At 67.5% G+C, this 25,997-nt stretch carries 19 protein-coding genes; 9 read left to right on the top strand and 10 right to left on the bottom strand.

Translation table 11 applies throughout. The features are described from left to right. Positions 1-130: 130 nt before the first annotated feature. Both alaS and recA read right to left on the bottom strand, forming a co-directional pair. Positions 131-2,794 carry an alanine--tRNA ligase gene (gene alaS, locus OCK02_RS14410; protein WP_263813666.1) on the bottom strand — a complete coding sequence of 888 codons (2,664 nt, stop codon included), beginning with the start codon at positions 2,792-2,794 and terminating at the stop codon, positions 131-133. Between the two features lie 423 nt (positions 2,795-3,217). Beyond that, positions 3,218-4,303, bottom strand: a complete 1,086-nt coding sequence (gene recA / locus OCK02_RS14405) for a recombinase RecA (protein ID WP_263813665.1) — start codon at positions 4,301-4,303, stop codon at positions 3,218-3,220. A 231-nt stretch (positions 4,304-4,534) separates the two neighbouring features. Here recA and OCK02_RS14400 point away from each other — a divergent pair, with 231 nt between their 5' ends. After that, positions 4,535-5,482: a carbohydrate kinase family protein gene (locus tag OCK02_RS14400; protein WP_263813664.1), complete on the top strand. Its 948-nt coding sequence runs from the start codon at positions 4,535-4,537 to the stop codon at positions 5,480-5,482. Between the two features lie 62 nt (positions 5,483-5,544). Continuing rightward, positions 5,545-6,468 carry a pseudouridine-5'-phosphate glycosidase gene (locus tag OCK02_RS14395; RefSeq protein WP_263813663.1) on the top strand — a complete coding sequence of 308 codons (924 nt, stop codon included), beginning with the start codon at positions 5,545-5,547 and terminating at the stop codon, positions 6,466-6,468. Positions 6,469-6,542: 74 nt separating this feature from the next. On the opposite strand, the gene cckA is transcribed toward OCK02_RS14395, so the two are convergent. Further along, on the bottom strand, positions 6,543-9,143 hold the full coding sequence (cckA, locus tag OCK02_RS14390; protein WP_263813662.1) for a cell cycle histidine kinase CckA: 2,601 nt from the start codon (positions 9,141-9,143) through the stop codon (positions 6,543-6,545). Positions 9,144-9,415: 272 nt separating this feature from the next. On the opposite strand from cckA, the gene OCK02_RS14385 reads away from it, so the two are divergent. Then, positions 9,416-10,450: a flagellar biosynthetic protein FliO gene (locus tag OCK02_RS14385; RefSeq protein ID WP_263813661.1), complete on the top strand. Its 1,035-nt coding sequence runs from the start codon at positions 9,416-9,418 to the stop codon at positions 10,448-10,450. 211 nt (positions 10,451-10,661) lie between these two features. On the opposite strand, the gene dksA is transcribed toward OCK02_RS14385, so the two are convergent. Further along, entirely contained in the window at positions 10,662-11,081 is a 420-nt protein-coding gene (gene dksA / locus OCK02_RS14380) for an RNA polymerase-binding protein DksA (RefSeq protein WP_230805258.1), read from the bottom strand. A 411-nt stretch (positions 11,082-11,492) separates the two neighbouring features. Here dksA and OCK02_RS14375 point away from each other — a divergent pair, with 411 nt between their 5' ends. From OCK02_RS14375 to OCK02_RS14360, 4 genes are all read left to right on the top strand, one after another. Continuing rightward, a complete protein-coding gene (locus OCK02_RS14375) occupies positions 11,493-12,017 on the top strand; it encodes a SixA phosphatase family protein (RefSeq protein WP_412178834.1) in 525 nt (174 codons plus the stop codon). Between the two features lie 94 nt (positions 12,018-12,111). Then, the gene (locus OCK02_RS14370; protein ID WP_263813660.1) at positions 12,112-13,584 is read left to right on the top strand and encodes a YcjX family protein; all 1,473 of its coding nucleotides are present in this window, start codon (positions 12,112-12,114) and stop codon (positions 13,582-13,584) included. Then, entirely contained in the window at positions 13,581-14,663 is a 1,083-nt protein-coding gene (locus tag OCK02_RS14365; RefSeq protein WP_263813659.1) for a YcjF family protein, read from the top strand. Before OCK02_RS14370 ends, OCK02_RS14365 begins: the two co-directional genes overlap by 4 nt. Before the next feature lie 136 nt (positions 14,664-14,799). Then, positions 14,800-15,348: a hypothetical protein gene (locus tag OCK02_RS14360; RefSeq protein WP_263813658.1), complete on the top strand. Its 549-nt coding sequence runs from the start codon at positions 14,800-14,802 to the stop codon at positions 15,346-15,348. Positions 15,349-15,400: 52 nt separating this feature from the next. Here OCK02_RS14360 and folK read toward each other — a convergent pair whose 3' ends face one another. Genes folK through folP form a run of 3 tightly spaced genes read right to left on the bottom strand, consistent with a single transcriptional unit; the run spans position 15,401 to position 17,163 of the window. Next, positions 15,401-15,922 carry a 2-amino-4-hydroxy-6-hydroxymethyldihydropteridine diphosphokinase gene (gene folK, locus OCK02_RS14355; protein WP_263813657.1) on the bottom strand — a complete coding sequence of 174 codons (522 nt, stop codon included), beginning with the start codon at positions 15,920-15,922 and terminating at the stop codon, positions 15,401-15,403. After that, the gene (folB, locus tag OCK02_RS14350; RefSeq protein ID WP_263813656.1) at positions 15,912-16,280 is read right to left on the bottom strand and encodes a dihydroneopterin aldolase; all 369 of its coding nucleotides are present in this window, start codon (positions 16,278-16,280) and stop codon (positions 15,912-15,914) included. The genes folK and folB overlap by 11 nt, the downstream gene beginning before the upstream one ends. Before the next feature lie 13 nt (positions 16,281-16,293). Continuing rightward, entirely contained in the window at positions 16,294-17,163 is an 870-nt protein-coding gene (gene folP, locus OCK02_RS14345) for a dihydropteroate synthase (protein ID WP_263813655.1), read from the bottom strand. A gap of 209 nt (positions 17,164-17,372) precedes the next feature. On the opposite strand from folP, the gene OCK02_RS14340 reads away from it, so the two are divergent. Continuing rightward, positions 17,373-17,981 (top strand): DUF922 domain-containing Zn-dependent protease, encoded by a 609-nt coding sequence (locus OCK02_RS14340; protein ID WP_230805244.1) that lies wholly within the window; start codon positions 17,373-17,375, stop codon positions 17,979-17,981. Positions 17,982-18,286: 305 nt separating this feature from the next. On the opposite strand, the gene OCK02_RS14335 is transcribed toward OCK02_RS14340, so the two are convergent. From OCK02_RS14335 to OCK02_RS14325, 3 genes are all read right to left on the bottom strand, one after another. Beyond that, positions 18,287-18,973: an NAD(P)/FAD-dependent oxidoreductase gene (locus tag OCK02_RS14335; RefSeq protein WP_263813654.1), complete on the bottom strand. Its 687-nt coding sequence runs from the start codon at positions 18,971-18,973 to the stop codon at positions 18,287-18,289. Positions 18,974-19,034: 61 nt separating this feature from the next. Beyond that, entirely contained in the window at positions 19,035-19,355 is a 321-nt protein-coding gene (locus tag OCK02_RS14330; protein WP_230805240.1) for a 2Fe-2S iron-sulfur cluster-binding protein, read from the bottom strand. 187 nt (positions 19,356-19,542) lie between these two features. Further along, positions 19,543-19,857 (bottom strand): Hpt domain-containing protein, encoded by a 315-nt coding sequence (locus OCK02_RS14325; protein ID WP_263813653.1) that lies wholly within the window; start codon positions 19,855-19,857, stop codon positions 19,543-19,545. A gap of 532 nt (positions 19,858-20,389) precedes the next feature. On the opposite strand from OCK02_RS14325, the gene OCK02_RS14320 reads away from it, so the two are divergent. Continuing rightward, on the top strand, positions 20,390-25,963 hold the full coding sequence (locus OCK02_RS14320; protein ID WP_263813652.1) for a hypothetical protein: 5,574 nt from the start codon (positions 20,390-20,392) through the stop codon (positions 25,961-25,963). Positions 25,964-25,997: the final 34 nt, after the last annotated feature.

The raw sequence follows: 25,997 nt of genomic DNA, 5'->3' as shown, positions 1-25,997 counted from the left end.
CCGGTCGGAGGCGGCGAACTGAACATGCCGCAAACCGGACCTTCCCCGCATGGCGATCTGGCCACGGCATCCTGCCGGCCGATCCCGCTGCGACAGCCGCTCGCGGCATGCCCGCCGTCTCGACGTCCTGTCAGCCCGCGAGCGCGGCTGCGACCTGCTCGACGGCCTCGCCGGCGCGCTGGCCGTCCGGGCCGCCGGCCTGCGCCATGTCCGGCCGTCCGCCGCCGCCCTTGCCGCCAAGTGCGGCCGAGGCGACGCGGACGAGGTCGACGGCATTGAAGCGGCCGGTGAGATCGTCGGTGACGGCGACGACGGCGCTGGCCTTGTCGTCGGCGGAGACACCGACGAAGGCAACGACGCCCGATCCGAGGCCCTTCTTGCCCTCGTCGGCCAGGCCCTTGAGGTCCTTCGGCTCGACGCCGGTCACGACCTTGCCGAGGAACTTGACGCCGGCGATCTCGCGGACGGCATCACCGCCATTGCCGCCGCCACCGCCGAGCGCCAGCTTCTTCTTGGCCTCGGTCAGTTCGCGCTCGAGCTTGCGCCGCTCGTCGAGCAGCGCATCGATGCGGGACAGCACCTCGCCCGGTTGTACCTTGAGGCTGGCGGCCAGCGTCTTCACCCGCTCGTCCTGCTCGGCCAGATAGGCGCGCGCGGCCTCGCCCGTCAGCGCCTCGAGGCGCCGCACGCCGGCCGCGACCGCGCTCTCGCCGACGATCCGGACCAGCCCGATCTCGCCCGTCGCCCCCACATGGGTGCCGCCGCAGAGTTCGACCGAATAGGGTTTGCCGGCCTTCGCGCCGCGGATGCCGGTGCCCATCGACACGACGCGGACCTCGTCGCCGTATTTCTCGCCGAACAGCGCCATCGCGCCTTCGGCGATCGCGTCGTCCACGCTCATCAGCCGGGTGGTCACGGCCGTGTTCTGCACGATGATCTCGTTCGCCATCTCTTCGACGACCTTCAGTTCCTCGGCCGTCATTGGCTTGGGATGCGAGACGTCGAAGCGCAGCCGTTCCGGCGCCACCAGCGAGCCCTTCTGGGTCACATGGGTGCCGAGCACCTCGCGCAGCGCCTCGTGCAGCAGGTGCGTCGCCGAATGGTTGGACCGCAGGCGGCCGCGGCGGGCATGGTCGACGTCGAGCGCCACCGCATCGCCGACCTTGATCGTCCCCTCGGCGACGACCGCGCTGTGGACGAAGAGGCCGTCGGCCTTCTTCTGCGTGTCGGTCACGTCCAGGCGGCCATGGTCATGGCTGATCGTGCCGGCATCTCCCATCTGGCCGCCGGATTCACCGTAGAACGGCGTCTGGCTGACGACGAGCTGGACCTTGTCGCCGGCCGAAGCCGCCTCGACCGCGGCGCCGTCGCGCACGATCGCCTGCACGACGCCTTCCGCCGTTTCCGTGTCGTAGCCCAGAAACTCGGTCGCGCCGTGCTTCTCGCGCAGTTCAAACCAGATCGTCTCGGCCGCAGCGTCCCCGGAGCCGGCCCAGCTCTTGCGGGCCTCCGCCTTCTGCCGCTCCATCGCATCCGAAAAGCCCGAAAGGTCGACGCCGATGCCGCGGTTGCGCAGCGCGTCCTGGGTCAGGTCGAGCGGGAAACCATAGGTGTCGTAGAGCTTGAACGCCGTCTCGCCGTCGAGGATGTCGCCCTTGTGGAGGTTGCCGGACGCATCGGAGAGCAGCGACAGGCCGCGCTCCAGCGTCTTGCGGAAGCGGGTCTCCTCCAGCTTCAGCGTCTCGGAGATCAGCGCCTCCGCCCGGACCAGCTCCGGATAGGCCCGGCCCATCTGCTGCACCAGCGCCGGCAGCAGCCGCCACATCAGCGGCTCGCGCGAGCCGAGCAGCTGCGCATGGCGCATCGCCCGGCGCATGATGCGGCGGAGCACGTAGCCGCGACCCTCGTTCGAGGGCAGCACGCCATCGGCGATCAAGAAAGCGGACGAGCGCAGGTGATCGGCGATCACCCGGTGGCTGGCACGGCGCTCCGGGTCGTTGGCGTCGACGCCCGTCGCCTCGACCGAGGCTGCGACCAGCGCCTGGAACAGGTCGATGTCGTAATTGTCGTGCTTGCCCTGCAGCAGGGCCGCGATCCGCTCCAGCCCCATGCCGGTGTCGATCGACGGCCGCGGCAGGTCGATCCGTTCCTCCTTCGTCAGTTGCTCGAACTGCATGAAGACGAGGTTCCAGATCTCGATGAAGCGGTCGCCGTCCTCTTCCGGCGAACCGGGCGGGCCGCCCCAGATATGGTCGCCGTGGTCGTAGAATATCTCCGAACACGGGCCACACGGGCCGGTATCGCCCATCGCCCAGAAATTGTCGCTGGTGGCGATGCGGATGATGCGGCTGTCGGGCAGGCCGGCGATCTTCTTCCACAGGTCGAACGCCTGGTCGTCGGTATGGTAGACGGTGACCAGCAGCCGATCCTTGTCGATGCCGAATTCCTTGGTGATCAGCCCCCAGGCGAGCTCGATCGCGCGCTCCTTGAAATAGTCGCCGAACGAGAAGTTGCCGAGCATCTCGAAGAAGGTGTGATGGCGGGCGGTATAGCCGACATTGTCGAGGTCGTTGTGCTTGCCGCCGGCGCGCACGCATTTCTGCGCGCTCGCCGCCGTCGAATAGGGACGCTGCTCGAGCCCGGTGAAGACGTTCTTGAACTGCACCATGCCGGCATTGGTGAACATCAGCGTCGGATCGTTGCGCGGCACCAGCGGGCTGGACGAAACGACTTCGTGTCCGTTCTTGCGGAAATAGTCGAGAAAGGCCGACCGGATCTCATTCACGCCGCTCATCTTGCGTCCTATCATACTTGCAGGCGTTAGGGCCGCGCGCCCCGCCATAAACCACACTTCGACGGGTTCGCCGCCGGTCCGGGCCCTTGTCCGGCACCGGCATCCGCGTCATCGGTCCCGTCGCCGCGGCACTGCCGCGTCCTCCGGTCCCCTTGTCCCTGGACACCCTGCCCCTGGACACCGGCCCCCGGTCATCCGGCTCCCCGGTCCCGAACCGCCGACGGACGACGTCGCGGTCGATCGCCGGCCGGCCCACCGTGTTCGCACGCCGCCTCACCCACAATCGGCCTCGGCGGCCCTGCCCCGGACCTTGGAAAACTGATGGCTTTTATCGCCCGCCTTCTCCCCTGTCCAGACGAGAAAGCCGGCCTTCGCGCGCGCGAAGGCCGGCTTTCGAATGGAAATCGGAAAAGCCTGCGCCGATCACATCTCGGCGGCGCTGTCGCCGTCGTCATCCTCGGGCTTGCCGTCAAGCAGTTTGTCGGCGATGAGCCCGGCATTCTGCCTCAGCGCCATCTCGATCTCACGTGCGGCATCGGGATTGTCGCGCAGGAACTGCTTGGCATTCTCGCGGCCTTGGCCGAGGCGCTGGCTGTTGTAGGAGAACCAGGAACCGGATTTCTCGACGATGCCGGCCTTGACGCCGAGGTCGATCAGTTCGCCGGTCTTGGAGACGCCCTCGCCATACATGATGTCGAACTCGACCTCCTTGAAGGGCGGCGCCATCTTGTTCTTGACGACCTTGATCTTCGTCTGGTTGCCGATCACCTCGTCGCGCTCCTTGACCGCGCCGATGCGGCGGATGTCGAGGCGGACGGAGGCGTAGAACTTCAGCGCGTTGCCGCCGGTCGTCGTTTCCGGCGAGCCGAACATGACGCCGATCTTCATGCGGATCTGGTTGATGAAGACGACCATGGTGTTCGAGCGCGAGATCGAGGCGGTCAGCTTGCGCAGCGCCTGGCTCATCAGGCGGGCCTGCAGGCCGGGAAGGCTGTCACCCATCTCGCCCTCGATTTCGGCGCGCGGCGTCAGGGCTGCGACCGAATCGATCACCAGCACGTCGATCGCCCCGGAACGCACCAACGCATCGGTGATCTCCAGCGCCTGCTCGCCATTGTCCGGCTGCGAGATCAGGAGGTTTTCCAGGTCGACGCCCAGCTTGCGGGCATAGACCGGATCGAGCGCGTGCTCGGCGTCGACGAAACCGCAGATGCCGCCCTTCTTCTGGGCTTCCGCGATTGTCTGCAGCGCCAGCGTCGTCTTGCCCGAGCTTTCCGGACCGTAGATCTCGATGATTCGTCCCTTCGGCAGGCCGCCGATTCCGAGCGCGATGTCGAGGCCGAGCGAACCGGTCGGGATAGTCTCGATCTCGACGACGCTGTCCTTCGAGCCGAGCTTCATGATCGAGCCCTTGCCGAACGACCTCTCGATCTGAGAAAGTGCCGCTTCGAGTGCCTTGCTTTTGTCCACCGATTTGTCCTCTACGAGCCGCAAAGAGTTTTGTGCCATTTGCTCCACCTTTAGGTTATTGGGGCCAGACAGGCAATGAAGCTGCCGATGGAAGCTATGTACACTTTTTGTTCTCTTTTGGCAACAGCACACCATGCAATTGAATAGTTTCGATATTCGAGGGCGTGTTCCGTTTTCGTTTCCGCGATCCCTTGCGACATTGTATCACCATGTCGCCCGCCGTTGCGACGGCAATCGCACAGCGAATCGGACCGCAGGGAGGCAGGCACGATGACGGCAAGCAGGATCCTCGCGCTCGGCGGCGCCCATGTCGATCGGCGCGGCCGCATCCATGCCGAGACGGCGCCCGGCGCCAGCAATCCGGGCAGCTGGTTCGTCGAGGCCGGCGGCGGCGCCTTCAACGCGGCGCGCAACCTTGCCCGGCTCGGCCATGCGGTGCGCCTGATCTCCCCGCGGGGCGGTGATCCGGACGGCGAGATCGTCGCCGCCGCGGCCTGGAAGGCCGGCGTCGAGGACACGCCCTTCACCTTCCTCGACCGGACCACGCCGAGCTACACGGCGATCATCGAGCGCGACGGCAACCTGGTGATCGCGCTCGCCGACATGGAGCTCTACCGCCTGTTCTCCCCCCGCCGCATCCAGCAGCGCGCGGTCCGCGAGGCGTTTGCGGCGACGGATGCCGTCATCACCGACGCCAATCTGCCGGCCGAGACGGTCGCAGCGATTGCCGACGCGGCGCGCAGCAGCGCCAGGCCGGCCTTCGGCATCGCCATTTCGCCGGCCAAGGTGGTGCGCTTCAAGGAATGCCTGCCGAACCTGTCGGGCCTGTTCATGAACGAGGCGGAAGCGCGCGCGCTGGTCCGCTCTGAGCCCGACGATCCGCGGCGCTGGCCGGACCTGCTGCGCGCGGCAGGCCTCGCCCGCGGCGTCGTCACCCGCGGCCGGCACGCCGCCATCGCCTTCGACGAGACGGGGATCGCCATGCTGACCCCGCCCTTGCTGGAGGTTCTGGGCGACGTCACCGGGGCCGGCGACGCGCTCGCTTCGGGCTTCATCTCCGCGCAGCTTGCCGGCCGGCCGCTCGGCGAAGCGCTGCGCCAGGGGGCGGCAGCCGCCCTGATCGCCGTTCGCTCGCCGCTGGCGGTGGCCGAGGAGCTCGAACCGGACCTGCTCGCACGTGTCATGGGACTTGTCCCGGACGCCGAAATGCTGTCATGACACCGGTGCGGGCGGCAAGCGACCGCCCGCACCACCAGCCGACACCTTCCGAGGATCAGAAGATGACCAGATCAGCCCCTCTCCTGCCGATTGCCTATTCCGACGAGGTCACGGCCGCAAAAGAGCGCGGCGCGCCGCTCGTGGCGCTGGAATCGACCATCATCACCCACGGCATGCCCTATCCGGGCAACCTGGAAATGGCCCGCAGCGTCGAGCGGATCATCCGCGAGGAAGGCGCCGTCCCGGCCACGATCGCGGTGATCGAGGGCGTGCTGCATGTCGGCCTCGACGATGCCGAACTCGAGGCGCTAGCACAGACGTCCGGCGCGATGAAGCTGTCGCGCGCCGATCTCGCCTTCGCCATCGCCGAGCGGCGCACCGGCGCGACCACCGTGGCCGCGACGATGATCGCTGCTGCCCGCGCCGGCATCCGCGTCTTCGCCACCGGCGGCATCGGCGGCGTGCACCGCAAGGCCGAGGAGAGCTTCGACATCTCCGCCGACCTCGACGAACTCGCCCGCACCGGCGTCATCGTCGTCTGCGCCGGCGCCAAGGCGATCCTCGACATTCCCAAGACGCTCGAGGTTCTGGAGAGCCGCGGCGTCCCGGTCGTCACCTATGACAGCCCCGATTTCCCCGCCTTCTGGTCGCGCGAATCGGGCCTGTCGAGCCCGCTGATGCTAAACAGCCCTGCGGCCATCGCCCATTTCCAGACGGTGCGCGAGCAACTCGGCATCGACGGCGGCATGCTCATCGCCAATCCGGTCCCCGAAGAGAGCGAGATCCCGCGCCGCGAGATGGAGATCTACATCCAGCGCGCCCTCGACCACGCCGAGCGCGACGAGATCACCGGCAAGGCGGTCACGCCCTACCTGCTGGATACGATCTTCCGCCTCACCGACGGCCGCAGCCTGGCGACGAACATCGCGCTGGTGGAGAACAATGCCCGTCTCGCGGCAGAGATCGCCGTTGCCCTGGCCATCTGAAGCCTTGGCCACCCGATAGGGCAGATTTCCGGGCAGAGCCTGACGTCCCCCCGGTCGAGGGCGGGACGGCAGGCCTACCCGTCCAGCATCTCCCGCACGGCCTCGGCAAGCTGCTTGAGCGAGAACGGCTTGGGCAGGAAGCCGAACTTGGCGTCGGCGGGCAGATTGCGGGCAAACGCATCCTCGGCATAACCGGAGACGAAGATGAACTTCAGGTCGGGATAGCGCTTGCGCAGTTCCGTCAGAAGCGTCGGGCCGTCCATCTCCGGCATCACCACGTCGGAGACGACGATGTCCACCGCGCCGCCGAGTTCGTCCATGATGTCGAGCGCCTCGACGCCGGAACCCGCCTCGTGCACGGTATAGCCGCGCGTCTCCAGCATCCGCTTGCCGCCGCGGCGAACCGCCTCCTCGTCCTCGACGAGAAGGACGACGGCCGAGCCGCCGGTAAGGTCGCGCGGCTCCTGCGGCGGCGCTGCCACCGGAGCGGCAGGTGCCGCGGACACGTCCTGGCTGCCGTCCGGCGCGGGTTCGGCCACGACGATCTCCTCGACCTGCCGCGGCATGAAGATGCGGAAGGTGGTGCCCTCGCCGAGTTCCGAATCGACGAAGATGTAACCGCCCGTCTGCTTGATGATGCCATAGACCATCGACAGGCCGAGGCCGGTGCCCTTTCCGACCTCCTTGGTGGTGAAGAAGGGCTCGAAGATCTTGTCGCGGATCTCCGGCGGAATGCCGGTGCCCTGGTCGACCACGTCGATCTCGACGTAATCCTGTACCGGCAGTTCGCGATAGCCGAGCGCTGAGACCTCGCCGGCTGCGACATTGCGGGTACGGAAAGTGATCGTGCCTCCATCGGGCATGGCGTCGCGGGCATTGACCGCGAGATTGATCAGCACCTGCTCGAACTGGCCGAGATCGGTCTTCACCGACCAGAGGTCGCGGCCGTAGTCGACCTCGATCTTGACGTTCGTGCCCGTCATCCGGTCGACCAGCATGCGCAGGTCGCCGATCACGTCGGTCATCTGCAGCACGGTCGGCCGCATCGTCTGCTTGCGCGAGAACGCCAGCAACTGGCGCACGAGCACGGCGGCGCGGTTGGCGTTGCGCTTGATCTCCATCAGGTCGGCGAAGCTCGCATCCGACGGGCGGGCGGAGAGAAGAAGGTGGTCGGACGACAGCAGGATGGCGGTCAGGACGTTATTGAAGTCGTGGGCGATCCCTCCGGCGAGCGTCCCCACTGCGTTCATCTTCTGCGTCTGGGCCATCTGCTTTTCGAGCGCCTTCTGCTCGGTAATCTCGACGGCATAGACGATCGCGGCCTCTTCCGGCGCCTGGTCGGACTGGTCGATGACGGCGTTCACATAGAAGCGGAAATGCCGGCCGTCGTCGCCCGGAAGCAGCGAATCGATCGGCGCGATGTCTCCCTGCCTGTCCCGCGCCGCCTCGAGCGCCGCCTCCAGCCGCAGCCTGTCGCTCGGATGGACGATCGCCTCCAGCCGCGCGCCCCTGTCGATCTCGTCGCGCGAGACGACACCCGAAAAATGCCTGAGGAACGGCGCGTTCGTGCGCAGGATCCGGCCCTCGCCGTCGACAGACGCGATCGCCATCGGCGTGTTGTTGAAGAAGCGGGTGAAGCGCATCGTCGCGGCGGAGGCGGACTGGTCGCCGTCGTCGGCCGCATCGCGGGCCAGGACGATCGTCCGGCTGTCGCCCGGCGCCCCGTCGCGCGCGGCGCTGACCCGGTGGACCAGGCGAACGGGCAGGCTCTGGCCGTTCGACTTGCGCAAGTCGAGGTCGAGCATTTCCGTCTTCTTCGACCCCGCCTCGGCCTGCACCGACTGCACCAGCGCCAGCCCCTCGCCGGCAACGAGGTCGCCGATCGAAAGCTGCCCGGCGTGGAATTTCGTCAGGTCGATCCCGAGCCAGTCGGCAAGGGTGGCGTTGAGATAGACGATCTCCCCCATGCGGCCGGCGGAAAAGAAGCCGGCCGGCGCATGGTCGAGATAGTCGATGGCGTTCTGCAATTCCTTGAAGAAGCGCTCCTGATCGTCGCGCTCCGAGGTGATGTCGGCGATCTGCCAGACATAGAGAGCGGGACCGCCGCTCTCGCGGCTGGGCAACACACGCGCCTTCAGGCGATACCAGCGGGCACCGCCGCCGGCCGCAGCGGCAAGGGGCTTCAGCAGGCGGAATTCCTCGGCCCCCTCCTTGCCCTCGTGCAGTCCGTTGGTCAGCCGGTAGACCGATTCGGTCGCCTCCCGGTCACGCGAGAAAAGCGTCTCCAGCGTCTGCGCCTCGTTCTCGCGCGTGGCCCCGGTCAGGGCGCCATAGGCCGCGTTCGCATAGACGATGCGGCCCTTGCGGTCGGTGATCAGCGTGCCTTCGGGCTGGCTGTCGACGAAGGTGCGGGAGAGCTCGTCCGGGCGCGAGGCCGGCATGATCTCGATGAAGCCGATCATCGCCGAGACGAAGAAGAAGATGCCAACCATCGCCAGCACGCCGAGCAGGCCGAGCACGAACTCGTTGTCGAGCTGGTTCTTGAAGACGATGAAGGCGCCCGCCGATGCGGTGAGCACGATCGCGAGCAGCACGATCCGCAGGATCACGCCCGGGCGGCTGCTCCGCTCGACGATCGGCGCGTGATACTGAACGTCCTGCCGGATCTTGGACATCGCCCTCTCTCTTGGCCTGAATTCGCAAAGGCCGCGCGACGCGTCAGCCATGTGCAGAATCACTATTAGCGTTTTGAGGGAAACCCAAAAAGCAATGGAATGAAAGCGGAAGGCCCCAATTCACAGGGAATATCCCGGCAGCACCCCCTGTCTGCCACGAACGGTTGCGCCGCCCGCCCCCAGCCGGTACACGACAGGCCCGCCGCAGCGCTTGTGCGGGCCCGAAAAAAGCCGTCAAATGAACGCAACCTCTCGCCAAGGAGTAGACCTTCATGTTCGATGAGATCCTCGCTCAACACGGCACGAAGTTCCTGGTGGCCGCGCTGGCCGTTCTGCTCGGCCTGGCTTGCCTGGCGCTGGTGCTCTGGATCGTCCGCCGCCGTCCCTCCTCGCCCTTCATCCGTGGCGGGCGCAACCGGCAGCCGCGGCTGTCGGTGCTGGATGCGGCCGCCGTCGACACCCGTCGCCGGCTCGTGCTCGTCAGGCGCGACGACGTCGAGCATCTCCTGATGATCGGCGGCCCGACCGACATCGTCGTCGAAAGCCGCATCGTCAGCGCCGCACCGGCCGACCAGCCGGAACAGGCGCCGGCAGCGCAGCCCCTGTCCCGAAACGCCGTCACCGAAGCGGCCGACGAACCGGCCCCCTCCGCCCCAGTCCACACGGTTCCGGCCGCGGCCGCCGAACGCGCTGACGCCACCGTGACGCCTGCGCCGAGAGCCACCATCGAGCCGCCGGCCGTACCCACGCCGGTCGCCATCCCCATGCCCGTCCCCGCGGCGCGCCACACCACAGCAGCGCCGGCCGAACCGCCGCCGGCAAGCCGCATTTCCTCGATGGGCAGCGTGCTTTACGGAGGGGAGACCGCTTCGCCGACTGCCCCCGTCACACCATCGGCGCGCCCTGCGCCGCCGCAGGAACTGCCGGTCGCGCGTGCCGTCCCGGCCGCCACCCCGGCGCCCTCGCCCGTCGAACGCGATGCCATCGATGCGCTCGACCGCGCCCGCGACCGTGTCCTGACCAACCCGGTCGGCATCGGCAGCGAACAGGTCACGGCCGTGGGCGATACCGGCCGGAACCCCGCCAGGGCCTCCGCCGGACTGCCGCAGCGCAGCGTGCCGGACAACGCCGCCCTCGTCAGCGAATTCGAGAAGATGCTCGAGGCCGAGATTGCGCCATCCCCGACCCGGCCCGGCGCCACCGCCTTGCGAATCGAGCCGGCCGGCGAGCAGCCGAAGACCCGCGAGGAAACCGAGGCGGAAATGAGCAGGCTGCTCGGCGAACTCTCCGCCAACCGCAAGCCCTGAGGACCTGTTCCGGCGCTCCGCTCGCAAGGCGCGTCAGCAACTCGTCCGGGCGCCGACCTCGAACGGTGTACGATCCCACGCACAAAAAAGGCCTGCCGAACGGTGCCGGCAGGCCAGATGTTTCAAACGGCGCCAGCAATGGCAGCCATGCCAGGCCCGGACCATGTTCCCGGCGGGCATCGCCGCCCGGGATCACGACCCCCGGCGACGATCACTCGTCACGATAGACCTTCTCGCGGCGCTCATGGCGCTCCTGGGCCTCGATCGACAGGGTCGCAATCGGACGGGCGTCCAGTCGCTTCAGGCCGATCGGCTCCCCGGTTTCCTCGCAATAGCCGTATGTGCCCTCATCGAGCCGCTGCAGGGCCGCGTCGATCTTGGAGATCAGCTTGCGCTGCCGGTCGCGGGCTCTCAGTTCGATGGCACGGTCGGTTTCGGAAGAAGCCCGGTCGGCGAGGTCCGGATGGTTGGCACTTTCTTCGGCCAGATGGTCGAGCGTCTCGCGCGCTTCGCGCAGAATGTCGTTCTTCCATGCGTTAAGCTTCGCTCGGAAGTATGCACGCTGGCTGGCACTCATGAATTCTTCGTCTTCATTGAGGACAAAGGTACTAAGATCGATCTTCTCACTCAACGCGATTCTCCTGAAGAACATCTCAAGGGCGCTGTATATCCCTCTGAATGGGCTGATTCAAGCCTGCCAAAACTTGCCACACCGAATTTTGAATCTGCCCATTTCGGAGACTATCCGGCTAATATTTCATCAACATAACGATCGTGCGTTCCGACCCTTCCCGGCATCTGCCGCGCCGGGCCGCACCGCCCGGCGCCCTTGGGCCTACCGGCAGCCTGTGCGATAGACGGCTCTCTCCGTACCCGCCTTCGTTGCGATCCGGGCAAGCAATATCCGGGTATCTTCCCAAGTAACGGATGAGCGGCCAATTCGATTGCCTGGCTTGCCTCCCCGGCGAATTCGGTTGATCTTTGCCGCACGGCCATGGAAAACGGCTTTGCAGGAAGCATTCGCGACGAAGGGGGCTCACGCTTGGCAACGGTGACGACTGGGGTCTATCGACTTTTCCTCCTGCGGCATGCCCGGGCCGGCTGGGCGGCCCCCGGAAGTTCCGATTTCGACCGGGCGCTCGACGACCAGGGCTATGCCGAGGCCGAGCTGATCGCCGCGGAAATGGCCGACCAGGGCTACCAGCCGCAGCTCGTCGTCTCCTCCACCGCCGTCCGCTGCCGCGAGACCGCCGAGCCGCTGCGCCGCGCCTTCGGCGAGGACCTGCCGATCGAATATGTCGACACGCTCTACCGCGGCTCGGTCGATACCTATGCGGAGGTGGCCTTCGCCGAGAGAACGGAGGCCTCCATCCTGATCGTCGGCCACAATCCGATGGTGGAGGAATTCTTCCGGCTGGTCGTCGGCCAGCCCGTCGCCGACGCCGCCGCCCCGAACGGTTTCCCGACCGCGGGCCTGGCGACGATCGACTTCGACATGAAGCCGAGCGACCGGAGCTATACCGGCGGCCGGCTTTCCTGCTTCATGACGCCGCGCTCGGGCCATTGAGACACGGCACCTTGCCAATTTCACCGCCTCGTCTTTTTCCGGCCGGGGCCGCGACCTATATCGCAACTGGACCTGACCGAAGCGGGAAATGCGATTGCCGACCCTCACCACCCTTGCAGACGATGCGCTGATCGCCCTCGACAATCTCGGCGATCGCGCCGCCAGCTTCGTCAATCCCACCATCCGGCTCGGCGTGACGGGCCTTTCGCGCGCGGGGAAGACGGTGTTCATTTCCTCGCTGGTCCACAATCTCCTGAACGGCGGCCGCCTGCCCCTGTTCGAGCCGATGCGCTCGGGCCGGATCTCCCGCGTCCGGCTGGAACCGCAGCCGGACGATGCCGTACCGCGCTTCCAGTACGAGGACCATATCCGTGCGCTGATCGGCGATCGCCTGTGGCCCGATTCGACCCGCGCCATCTCGCAGTTGCGCCTGACGCTCGACTATGAGAGCGCCAGCGGCTGGAACAGGCTGTGGTCGCCCGGGCGCCTTTCCGTCGATATCGTCGACTACCCCGGCGAATGGCTGCTGGACCTGCCGTTGCTCGGCCAGGACTATCGCGAATTCAGCGCCGCCACGGTCGGGCTGGCGCAGTCGGGCATCCGCAGGGTCCTCTCCGCCGGCTGGCGCGCCGCGAACGGCCTCCTCGATCCGCGCTCTGCCGCCGACGAAGGCGATGCCCGTCGGCTCGCCGACGCCTTCACCGCCTATCTGAGGGCGTGCAAGTCCGACGAGCGCTCGCTCTCCACCCTGCCGCCCGGCCGTTTCCTGATGCCGGGCGACCTCGAGGGCTCGCCGGCGCTGACCTTCGCGCCGTTGCCGAACCTGCCGGAAGGCCGCGCCCCCAAGGGGTCGCTCTGGGCGATGATGGAGCGGCGCTACGAGGCCTACAAGACGCATGTGGTCAAGCCGTTCTTCCGCGAGCATTTCGCCAGGCTCGACCGGCAGATCGTGCTGATCGACGCGCTCCAGGCCGTCAATCGCGGTGCTGAGGCGGTGCAGGACCTCGAGCGCGCGCTCGGTGACGTCATGGCCTGCTTCCGACCCGGCGCCAACGGCTTCCTCTCCTCCTTCCTGACCCGGCGAATCGACCGGGTGGTGGTGGCGGCGACCAAGGCGGATCACCTGCACCACGAAAGCCATCCGCACCTGGAGGCACTGACCCGGCGGCTCGTCGAGCGCGCCATCGCCCGCATCGGCCTTTCCGGCGCGGGCGTCGAGGTCATGGCGCTCGCCTCCGTCCGCGCCACCCGCGAGGCGACGGTGCGGCAGGACGGAGCGACGCTGCCCGTCATCGTCGGCACGCCGATCGCCGGCGAGACCATCGACGGCGAGACCTTCGACGGCAACCGGAAAACGGCCATATTTCCCGGGGACTTGCCGGAGAATCCGGATTCACTTTTTCAAGCCGTTGAATCAGATTCGCAGGCTCCTCTCGCCCCCACCCTCAATTTCGTCCGCTTCCGTCCGCCGGAGATGGAAGCCCCCGGCGGCGAGCTCAAGCTCTCGATCCCTCACATCAGGCTCGACCGCGCGATGCAGTATCTGATCGGAGACCGGCTGGCATGAACGACAAGCGTCCAAACGGCAGGCGCCCCGCGGCCTTCCAGCTCCCCGACGAACCGAAAGGGCCGGATCGCCCCGCCCGGACGGTTCCGCGCGCGCCCGCGCAATTCGACGAGGGCGTCGTTCTCACGACGGATGCGGAAGATCCCTTTGCGGCGACGACGATCGACCCGGCCCTGCTGCCGGCCGTCGAGGAAGCGCAGCCGCGCCGCCGGCGGCTGACGCTCGGCGGCATCGCCGCGACCGCCTTCGGCATCCTGGTGTCGCTGGCGCTGGGGCTCTGGCTGGACAGCCTGATCCGCGATCTCTTCGCCCGCAGCGACTGGCTCGGCTACCTGGCCGCGGGTGCCGCCGGGATCGGCGTCGCGGCCCTCTTCGGCGTCGTCGCCCGCGAGCTTTTCGGCCTGCGCCGGCTGGCGGTCGTCCAGGACATCAAGCAGGAGACGCTCGAGGCGGCCGCAGCACCGGCCGCAGCCCCCGCCCGCAAGGTAATCGCGCGCCTGCTGCATCTTTTTGCCGATCGCCCGCAGACCGCGCGCGGCCGCACCCGGCTGAAGGAGACCGAGGGCGACATCATCGACGGCCCGCATCTTCTGGACCTTGCGGAGCGGGAGATGCTCGCGCCGCTCGACCGCGAGGCCCGGGCGCTGATCCTCGCCGCATCGAAGCGCGTCTCGATCGTCACCGCCGTCTCGCCGCGCGCGCTCGTGGACCTCGGTTACGTCCTCTTCGAAAGCAGCCGGCTGATCCGGGCGATGGCCGAGCTCTATGGCGGGCGGCCGGGCAGCCTCGGCATGCTGCGGCTGATGCGCGACGTGATCGCCCATCTCGCCGTCACCGGCTCGATCGCCGTCGGCGACAGCCTTGTCCAGCAGGTGCTCGGCCACGGCCTCGCCTCGAAACTCTCCGCCCGCCTCGGCGAAGGCGTCATCAACGGCCTGATGACGGCGCGCATCGGCATCGCCGCCATGGACCTGTGCCGGCCGATGCCGTTCCGGGCGCTGAAGCGGCCGGGCATCGGCGATTTCCTCTCCGACCTCGCACCCGGCGCGCTCGGCGGCAAGGGCAAGGACCCGTCGTGACGCCACCGCCAAAGCGGTGGAGAAACCCTGCGGCCCGCTCCAAAACAGGTCGTCGGGCACAGGCGGGAAACCCTTCATTAACCATTTTAGCGCAAGGCTGAACGCGACCAACAGACCAGCCCGTCAAGGATCGTTCATGTACTCGCGCACCTCTTTGATCGCCCGCGGCATCGCAGCGGCACTCCTCGCCGCAACCACCGTCGCAAGCCCGGTCCAGGCTGCCCCGAACGACAGGGCCTTCTTCGACCAGGTCAGCGGCACCTGGCAGGGTCCTGGCGAGATCGTCGCCGGTAAGTACAAGGGCACGAAATTCACCTGCAACCTCAGCGGCGACCCGGCGGCGGCCGGCGGCGAGGGCATCAAGCTCGACGGCCATTGCCGCGTCGGCGTGTTCAAGCAGCCGATGTCGGCGCTGATCACCCGCGCCGGCGGCACCTACAAGGGCAAGTTCCTCGACGGCGCGGCCGGCAAGGGCCTCGACATCCTCTCCGGCAAGGTCTCCGGCGACAAGGTCGTCGTCGCCATCAACCGGCAGAAGTTGAACGGCGCGATGATCGCGCGCCTGCAGGACGACAACACCATGAACATCACCATCTCGGTGAAGGTCGAGGACCAGATGATCCCCGTCATCGGACTGTCGCTCAACCGCAAGGTCGATACCATGGCGGTCGGCTCGATCAAGTAGGACCGAATTCGGCGGGTCGCCCTTGTTGCCGAACCGCGCGCACGGACGCGCGCTAGCCGGCCCGCCACCAGTTGCCGTCATCGCCGACGCGCTCGATGCCCCCGACATCCGCCGCCGCCAGCCAGGACGACACAGCCCTGCCCTGCACGATCGCGTCCGGGGCGATGTCGGCAAGCGGCATCAGCACGAACCCGCGTCCGGTCATGCGCGGATGGGGAATTTCCAGCCTCTCGCCGGCCTGCACCAGATCGTCATAGGTCAGGATGTCGATGTCGATCGTGCGCGGCCCCCAGCGCTCGATGCGCTCCCGCTTCATCTCGCGCTCCATCGATAGGCAGGCCTCCAGCAGGTCTTCCGGCGAAAGCGCGGTCTCGACCAGCGCGCAGGCGTTGAAGAACCAGGCCTGGTCGGTCTTGCCCCAGGGTGGAGTCCGGTAGAGGCGGGAGACCGCGGTCACCGCGCAGTCGGCGCGGGCGTCGAGCCCGGCCAGCGCCTGGCGCATCGCGGCCACGGGATCTCCGATATTGCCCCCGAGTCCCAGCGCTGCACGATGGCGAAGGGGTTCAGACGGCATGGTCGACCGTCACCTCCACATAGTCGAGAACGCCGACGACCGGCGCATTCGGCTTGCGGACGGAGATCCGGGCACGCCGGATCTGCGGAAAGCGGGTACAGAGCGCGGTCGCGATCTCCTGGGCCAGCGCCTCGATGAGGAAACGTCGCCGCCCCGTCACGATCGCCTCGATCTCCTGGAAGGCGACGCCATAGTCGACGGTCGAGCCGATCTGGTCGTCCGAAAGCGGCCTGGACGGCGCCACCTCCAGTTCCGCATCGACGAAGAAGCGCTGGCCGAGAAATTCCTCGGCGTCGTGCAATCCATGCCGGGCGAAGAAGGCGCAGTTCTTCATCGTGATGGTGTAGGTCGTGGTCATGTCCGCTATGTCCTCAATCGCCGGCGCGCGCTGCACGCCCGAGCCGCGCCTCCACCATAGCATCCGCCATGAGCAGCGCATCCCTGTTGAATGCGACATCGTGCACCCTGAAAATCGCCGCGCCTGCCAGCCGCAGCAGCACCGTCGTCGCCGCCGTGCCGACGTCGCGCTCGACGGTGTCCCGCCCTGTCACCGACCCGATGAAGCGCTTGCGCGAGGTGCCGGCAAGCAACGGCCGCTCAAAGCGCTGCAGTTCCTCGAAGCGCGCCATCAGCGCAATGTTCTCCTCGGTGTTCTTGGCAAAGCCGAAGCCGGGGTCCAGCACGATCGTCTCGTCGGCGACGCCCGCATCATGGGCGATCGCAAGCGAGGTCTCCAGGAAGGCGAACTGGTCCTCGATGACGTCGGGCAGCTTTTCGCGGTCGCGGCCGGTGTGCATGATGCACAGGCCCGCGCCCGTCTCGGCCGCGATACCGGCAATCGCCGGTTCGCGTTGCAGCCCATGCACGTCGTTGACGATGTGCGCACCAGCCGCCACCGCCAGCCGGGCCGTCTCGGCGCGATAGGTGTCGATCGAAATTGCCGCCTCGCCGTCCCGCGCCAGCGCCTCGATCACCGGCAGCACCCGGTCCTGTTCCTCGGCGGCGGAGACCATGGCCGCCCCCGGCCGGGTGGACTCGCCGCCGATGTCGACGATGTGCGCACCCTGCGCGAGACAGAAGCGGGCATGCTCGATGGCCTTGGCCGCCGTGTCATGCAGGCCGCCATCGGAAAAGGAATCGGGGGTGACGTTGACGATCGCCATGATCAGGCCTTGAGGCCCCAGTAGCAGGCTGCGACCGTGCGCAAGCGACCATTGGAACGGGGCAAAGGCAGAATACATGGGACCATCCATCGGCAGCGGGCGCGCACACCGCAGGAAAGCGCCGCGCCACATGACAGGGCTATGCCCGAACCTCGTGGCGAGTTCAACCGCCTTTGCCATCCCGGGCCGGAAGCGGTTTCATCGCCTGCGTTAAACCATTTCGCAACAAACTAGCCTAGACTTGCACCGGACCAGTCCGCAAAATGGAGCGGACCTCGAGGAAGACAATGCCAGCCATCGCCAAGACGCTCCTTCTGCTCCTGATCGTTTCAGCCACTGCAGCGACCGCCCGTGCGGAAACCCTCACCAACAAGACGTTTTCCTACTTCTCCGTCGGCGGCAAGACCGCGGCGGAACTCGACGACGAGCTCAGCAAGCGCGGTCCGAAGATGAAGAACACCGGCTCGCGCCATCCCGGCGCCACACGCATCCGCTTCGGCGGCTCCGTCACCTATGTCAGGCGGGGCGGCAAATGCCACGTCGGCGATGCCAAGGTGACGCTGTCCACCAACATCATCCTGCCGCGCTGGAAGCATCGCCGCACCGCCAGCAAGTCGCTCGGGCTGGTGTGGGACACGCTCTCGAGCGACATCAAGCGGCACGAGGAACGCCACGCCGAGATCGCCCGCAACCATGCGCGCGACCTGGAAAAGCAGTTGAAGGCGCTGCGGCCGGACAAGGATTGCGACCGCCTCCAGGCGAAGGTGGATCGCGTCACCGCGGCGGCGGTGGAGGCGCATGACAAGGACCAGGCGCGCTTCGACCGGGTCGAATCCTACAATTTCAACGAGCGCATGCTGCGCCTCCTCACCCATCGACTGGAACGGTCGAAATAGCTCCGGCCAATCGGCAAGCGCGGCGGATGTATATCCCAGGGGTTGCCAAACAGAAAAGCCTTCCACCACAAATGAATGGTGAAATCTAGCGATGGCGCGGCGCCGGGAATCGGCCTATCTATATTGCAACTTTATGACAGGTTCTTGAGACAGACTTCCCTGTCGCAAATGCAGCAGTTTCTCCTGGCGCGTCCCCTTTATGCAGCAGGTGTAACCTCCCTCGCCCGCTAGCGATGCGCCCTCCTCGCCTCGCTTGTCCATCGGACGGCGAGGCACTTTTTTGCCCCTCAAAGCCATGATCCGGATCAGCCGCGCCCGAGACGCTCGCGCACGCGCTTCGACGTGGTGGAGTAGGCGACCGTCGGCCGCTTGCCGGTGAGATGCCTGCGGATCTCCTGCGTTGCCAGTGCCGCCTCGTGGAAGCCCGACAGGATCAGCTTCACCTTGCCCGGATAGTCGCAGGCATCGCCGATCGCAAAGAGGCCCTGCTGCGCGGTCTGGACGTGCGCAGCCTGGAACGTCGACGGATCGACGCCAATGCCGCCGCGGCTCCGCTCCAGCGGCCATTGCGCCACGGGCCCGGGAACGAGCTCTTCCGCGGATGCCCCGGGCGGCCTGTCGAACAGTCCGAGCCCGGTGGCAAGGATCACGCAGCCCGCATCGATCGGCGTACCGTCGTCAAGGCCGACCCGCCAGGCGCCGCCGTCCGTCGCCGCAAGCGCGACGACCGAGCGTCCGAAGGTGAACCGGGGGGCGCACGGCGCGGCCTGCCGCATCAGTCGCTCCGTCAGCTCGCCGCCGTTGATTTCGGGAAAGCCGGGAACGTCGTAGATCGGCTTGTCGGGGTAGAGCACCGCGCACTGGCCGCCGGCGCGGTCCAGACGGTCGACGAGATGGCAGCGAAAGCCGTAGATGCCGAGCTGGAAGATCACAAACAGCGCGGCCGGGCCGGCTCCGACGATCAGGACATCGGCATTTCCGCGGTTCGCCATCCCCTCACCGTTCCTCACCGCCGCGCACCGGCCGAAACGGCCGGCGATCGCGGCCTTGCGATCAGCCCTGACGCTCGGGAACGTGGACCACGAGCCCGTCCAGCGCATCGGACATCTTGATCTGACAGCTCAGCCGCGAAGTCGGCCGCACGTCGTAGGCGAAGTCGAGCATGTCCTCTTCCATCGCCTCCGGCGTGCCGACTGCAGCGGTCCAGGCATCGTCGACATAGACATGACAGGTGGCGCAGGCGCAGGCGCCGCCGCACTCCGCCTCGATCCCGGGGACGGAATTGCGCACCGCATTCTCCATCACCGTGGAACCGTTGGCGACCTCCAGGTCATGAGGTGTGCCATCGAATGCGACGATCGTAAGTTTGGTCATCGTGTATTTCCGGAACGAGATTGTTCAATATCTGCATCAAACGCCCTCTGTCGGGCGCGTTTGCACGTTGCCGGTTACTTCCAACAAATCCCAGGGACAGTCAACAGCGCCAGCAGCGATGGGTCCGCTTCATCCGCCGCCGCGCCGCCGGTCTGCGCCCCGACGACGGCGACGCATTCCGGCAGGCTCAGCGGTCCAGGCCGGCGATGAATTCCTCGGCCTCGGCGACGGCGATCCGCAGGGCGGCCAGCGCGCCGGCATCCGCCGGCCGGGCCTCCAGCGCCTGCGCCGCACGGGCGACGCCATCGGCGCCGATCCCCCGCGCAGCCCCCAGCAGGCGATGCGCGACCGCCTTTTGGGCCTCATCCTCGCCACCGGCGCCGAGTTCGGCCAGGCAGCGGCCGGCCTGCCGGACGAAGAGATCGAGCACCTCGCCCGCCACCTCCTGGTCGCCCATGGTCTGGCGGGACAGGTGTTCGAGATCGATCGGCTGCGACTTCATCGGCTTTGCCCTCCCCGGGGCGGGTTGCACGGCGCCATGCGGGCCGGACGCCTCTCGCCCGGCAACCTGCGCCACCGGGTGGCGATTGTGGTCCCGAGACCCGCCGAAGGAAGTAAATCCCGCACCGATCGCGGCCAGAATCGCCAACTATGGTTAACGGTAACCCAAATGTGGGATTTTCCTGTCTTTCCGCTATGATACCGGGGGGATCGCCGTTAACTTTCTGTTAGGAACCGCGCCTGCCGGCGGGCCTGTCAATTGTGTGGAACACGGGAATGTGTCACTACGATACGATCAGGGACGGATTGTGCCGAACCGGCGACCGGTCCTGGTGGATAACCGTGTCCTGGGGTAACGCGCCTTTAGGATTTGGGGTTATCAAACGCGTTTGGAGTAGGAAGTGACGGTTCCGCCCCGCAGTCGGCATGATGCCTCTGCCCGGGCGCCGTCGCGATCGGAAGCGATCCGGTAACCTGTGCTGGCGGCAGGCCCATCCGGAAAGCGTCCGTACAATGTAACGAGGCGTATTCGCATGGCGACGAAGAAAACCACAGAGTCGATCGACGACACCGCTTTCCAGGCCCTTGAGGAAGCGCTGAAGATCGACTTCGACGATCTCGCACCGGCGACACCCGCGAACGCCGCCAACGAAGCGGCTGCCGCCAGCGGCCCCGAAGGCGGCGCGAAGCCGACGGCGCGCGCATCCGCACAGCCCGACAAAACCGACAAGCCCGAACGCAAGAGCGCGCCCGAACCCGCGCCGAAGAGCCCGGCCTTCACGCCCGCCAACGACGCCTCGCGCAAGTCGCCGGCCGCCATCCTGCGGACGCTGGAGATGCGTTCCAGCCGGTCCGCCATCCGCATGGCGGCGATCATTTCGGCGCTCTGGGTGATCGGCGGCGTCGGCGTCGCCAACCTTCTCTATGCACCGCAGATCTGGCAGATCCGCTCCGTCGCCGACCTCGTCGCCCTGCCGGGCGCGATCGGCATGCTGGTCGCGATCGTCATGCCGATCATGCTCTTCTTCGCCTTCGCCACGATGATTTCGCGCGCCCAGGAGCTGCGCAATGCCGCCCGCTCCATGGCCGAGGTCGCCCTTCGCCTGTCAGAGCCGGAAACGGTCGCCTCCGAACGCATCATGTCGGTCGGCCAGGCCGTCCGCCGCGAAGTCTCCGCCATGAACGAGGGCATCGAGCGCACCATCGCGCGTGCCACCGAACTCGAGACCCTGGTCCATTCCGAGGTCAACGCGCTTGAGCGCAGCTACGCCGACAACGAGATCCGCGTGCGCACGCTCGTGCAGGAACTGGGAACCGAGCGGGAGGCGATCGTCAACCATTCCGAGCGCATCCGCACCACGATCTCCGGAGCCAACGAGCAGCTGCGGCACGACCTGGAAGCGGCGAGCGAGAACATCGCCACCCGCATCGCCACCTCCGGCGAGGCCTTCGCCTCGATGATCGACACCCGGGCCGCGATGCTGATGGAGAAATCGGACGGCGCCACCCAGACGATCGGCGCCATGCTCTCCGCCCGCACGGATTCGCTGCTGTCGACGCTCAATTCCTCCGGCTTCGCGCTGGCGAACGAATTCGACAGCCGCCTCGAAGGCCTGTCCGAGGCGCTCGAACGGCAGGGCCAGACGCTGCTGAACCAGTTCGAGACCCGCGCCTCCTCGCTCGACGCGAACACGGAAAAGCTCAATGCCGCGCTCAACGAGCGCGCGCGCCAGCTCAACGAAACCCTGATCGCCCGCACGCGCGAGATCAGCGAGAGCCTGACGGTCGGCCAGCAGGCCATCACCAGCGGCCTCGACGACGTCATCCAGACGATGAACGCGACGCTGGACGAAAAGGGCGCGCAGTTCCGCCAGAACCTCAAGAACGCGACCGACGACACGATCATGGACCTCGATCTCCGCTCCGGCTTCTTCGACGAGAAGCTGCAGGCGACGATCGGCCATGTGGCAAGCGCCTTCGACCAGCGGCTGGTCGACTTCGCCGAGGCGTTCGACCAGCGCGCCGGCTCGCTCGACACAAAGCTGATGGAAAGCCTCGGCCGCCTGAATGAAACCGTCAGCGGCGGCAACGAGGCGATCGAGGGCATTCTCAACAGCAGCATCGAACGGATCGGCGCCACGCTGACCGACCAGGCCTTCGCCCTGACCACGGCGCTGGGTACTGGCCAGGAAGTGTTCGAGAGCGCCGTCAAGGACCATGCGGCCTCGATCCGCGCATCCGTCGACGGCGCGCACGACCAGATGCGCGGCGTCATGTCCGACGCCGAAAAGCGCATGCACGGCTCGCTCAGCGACGCACAGGAGAAGATGCAGTCGGCGCTGAACCAGCGTGCCGATGCCCTGATCGGCGGCCTGTCGCAGGCACAGGAGCGCCTCGAGAGCGGCTTCGTCACCCGGGCCGACCAACTCGTGGCGACCATGGCAGCCAGCGAGGAACGCTTGATCGACACGCTCGACACCCGCACGCTCGGCTTCGCCGTCAGCCTCGATTCGGCCCAGAGCCGCATGGAGGAGGCGCTGGCGACCCGGGCCGACGAGATCACCTCGTCGATCGCGGCGAGCCACAACCGGATCGACACCGCCCTGTCCGAACGGACGGCGGCCCTGTCCACCATGCTCACCGAGACGAGCGGCGCCCTCGAAGGCTCGGTCCGCACCGCGGCCGACCGCGTCGAAGGCGTTCTCGCCGAGGGCACCCGGCAGATCGGCGGCGTGCTCTCCGGCCAGGTCGCGGAGTTCGCCGATGCCTTCTCCGGCCGCGCCGCCGAGATCGCCGGCACCCTGTCCGAGCGCGCCACCGAACTGGCCGGCTCGCTCGTCACCACCCACGACCAGATCCGCTCGACGCTCGACGACCGCATCAACGCGATCAACGTCGCGATCGCCGATGGCCAGAAGCAGCTGTCCGATACCCTCTCCGACCAGGCAACCGCGATCGGCACCTCGATCGCCACCAGCGCCGGCATGCTGGAGATGAGCCTCGAACAGCAGGAAGAGAACTTCCGCAAGGCGATCGATACCAGTGCCGCGGCCCTCGACAAGCGCATGCGCGACGGCGCCGGCGCTATTGCCGACCGCCTCAGCACCACCTCCGACGAGATCGCCCGTGCCGCCGATACGTTCGGCAGCCGCATGGACGCGACGCTGAACACCGTCAACACCCGCCTCGACGATACCGGTAGCCGGATCGAGAGCAATCTCGGCGCACTCGAAGGCCGCATCCAGCATAGCGTGGAGCATGTGGCGGGCCTCGTCGATTCCGCCGGAAACCGGATCGCCGAGACCCTCTCCGATCGCATCGGCGACCTGGAGCGGGCCGCAAGCGATGCCTCCGAGACCATCAGCACCGCTGTCGCCAGCAGCGTCGGCGACCTGGAGCGCGCCTCCCGGTCGTCGGCCGACGCGATCAGCCTCGCCATCTCCGGCAATGTCGACCAGATCGAACGCGCCTCGACGGAAACGGCCAACGCCCTCGGCCTCGCCGTTTCGACCAGCATCGGCACGCTGGAGCACGCGAGCGAGAACGTCGCCGAGCGCATCGCCGCGACCCTGTCCGGCCGCACCGCCGAGATCGACCGCGTCACCGAGGAAGCGGCCAACCGCATCGCCGGCACGATCGACGAGCGCACCGGCCGGATCGAGGAACGCCTGTCCACCATGGACAAGGCGCTGTCGATCGGCCTGGAGAACGTCCACAGGACCATCGACGGCAAGGCGGCCGGCCTGGCGCACACCCTGCGCGAGGCGGTCACCCAGGCCGCGCAGGACATGGACGCCGAAGCCGTTCGCTCGGCCCAGTCGCTCGCCAAGACCGGCGAGGATTTCGCAAGCCTGAGCACGTCGCTGCGCGGAGCGGTTTCCCGCGCCGCCCAGGACATGGGCTCCGAGGCGCAGCGCGCCGCCGAGACCATCGCCAAGACCGGCGAGGCCTTCACGGAAGCGCTCGCCGCCCGCAACGAGGCCTTCGCCCGCTCCGTCGAGGAGACGACCGGCAGCACGCTCAGCCGCTTCGCCGAGGTCGAAGGTCGCCTGGAAGGCCACGGCCAGGCCATCCGCGCCGGCCTTACCGACATGGAGAAGGCGCTCGACGCCCGCGGCAACGCGATCCGCTCGACGCTCGATGAGCGCACCCGCGAGCTGAACTCGATGCTGTCGAGCCGTTCGGCCGAGCTCGGCCGCCTGATCGACGAGAAGGCAAAGCCGATCATCGAGGAATATGCGGCGACGGGTCGCGAGGCTGCGGACCGCATCGTGGCCGCCACCCAGGAGAACGGCGAGCGCCTGCGCTCGGAAAATGCCGCCCTGCTCGAAGCGATCTCCGCCCGCACCAACGACACGCTCGGCGCCATCGCCAGCCGGACGCAGGAGGCCGCCAGCGCGCTGCAACAGGTCGAATCCGACCTGCAGGGCAGCGTCCTCAGCCTCATCGAGCGCCTGTCCGGCAGCAACAGCGCCATCTCCGCCCTCGTCCAGGAGGCGACGGCCAACCTGTCGCAGGTCGACGAGAAGCTCAGCACCTCCAGCGAACGCTTCACCGCATCGGCCGACATGGTTTCGACCGCGTCGCGCCTGCTGGAAGGCAGGATCGACCGCCTCTCGGACATCTCCAGCGGCACGCTTTCGCAGATCGGCGGCATCGTCGGGCGCTTCGAGGATCACTCCAAGCTCCTGTCGCAGGCCTCCGACCTCCTCGGCGCGGCCCAGTCCAATCTCGTCAGCACGCTCGAGGAACGCCAGGATGCGCTGCGCAACCTGTCCGTCGGCCTCGTCCAGCGCTCGGAAGACATCGAGAACGCCATGCGTTCGCTGGAAGGCATGGTCGAGGGGACCTTCTCCCGCGCCGAGCAGCGTTCGAACCAGGTCGCGGCCAACCTGCGCAGCGGCATCCAGGCATCGTTCGCCGATGTCGGCCGCCTGCTGGGCGAGACCGAGGAGCGCGCCCAGTCCGCGTCCAACTCGCTCCGCGACACGCTCTCGCGAGCCGGCGAGGAGGCAGGCAAGGCCGTCGAGGGCGCCTTCGCCAATGCGGAGGAGCGCAGCCGCGAGGTTGCCAACCGCCTGCGCGGCAGTGTCGGCGCGACCCTCTCCGACGTCGATCGCCTCGTGACCGAGACCGGCCAGAAGTCCGACGCCACGACCCGCCAGATGGGCGAGCAGTTGCGCCAGGCGGTCGAGGACGCGCTCGGCAAGTTCTCCGGCGCCACCGACGAGATCCGCCGCGCGGCGACCGATATCCGCCGCGAGCTCGACCAGACCCGCACCGAGCTGAAGCGCGGTGCCTTCGACCTGCCGGAAGAGGCGAAGGAAAACGCGGCCAGCATGCGCCGCGCCGTCGCCGAACAGATCAAGGCGCTGCAGGACCTGTCCGACATCATCGGCAAGTCCGCCAACAGCCTCGAGGTCTCGCGGCCGGCCGAGCATCGTCCGACTGCCGCCCAGGCGGTCGCCCAGGCGATCCAGCAGGTCTCGCAGCCCGCACCCCAGCCGCCGCAGCGCCAGGAAGACAGCGCGCCGGCGCTGCGCGGAACGCTCGGCATCGAACGCCCGGCCGCCCCGACAATCCGCGAGGCCCAGCCGGCCCGCGAGGCCCAGCCTTCGCAGATCACCGAACAGGCGCGTGCGCCCGAAGGTGGCGGCTGGATGCGCGATCTCCTGCGCGGCGCCTCGCGCGAGGAGCAGCAGTTCGGCCAGCCGCGGGCAGAGAACCAGCCGCAACGCAGCACCGACACGCGCAACCCGCACCATGTGGTCGAATCGCTGAACTCGCTGTCGGTCGACATCGCCCGCGCCATCGACCACGACGCCTCGGTCGACCTGTGGCGGCGCTACCAGCGCGGCGAGCGCGACGTCTTCACCCGTCGCCTCTACACCCTCAAGGGCCAGCAGACCTTCGACGAAATCAAACGCAAGTACGAGCGCGAGCCGGAGTTCCGCACCGCCGTCGACCGCTACATCAGCGATTTCGAGAAGCTGCTCGCCGACGTGGCCCGCAACGACCGCGACAAGGTGCTGACCCAGTCCTACCTGACCTCGGACACCGGCAAGGTCTACACCATGCTCGCCCACGCGGCCGGCCGCTTCAACTGAGGCGCTTGCATCAATGAGAAAGGGCCGCCTTCGC

The organism is Rhizobium sp. TRM96647 (assembly GCF_025780115.1).
GTDB lineage: Bacteria > Pseudomonadota > Alphaproteobacteria > Rhizobiales > Rhizobiaceae > Mycoplana.
The sequence above is the reverse complement of the archived record's forward strand: the minus strand, read 5'-3'. Positions and strand labels throughout refer to the sequence as shown.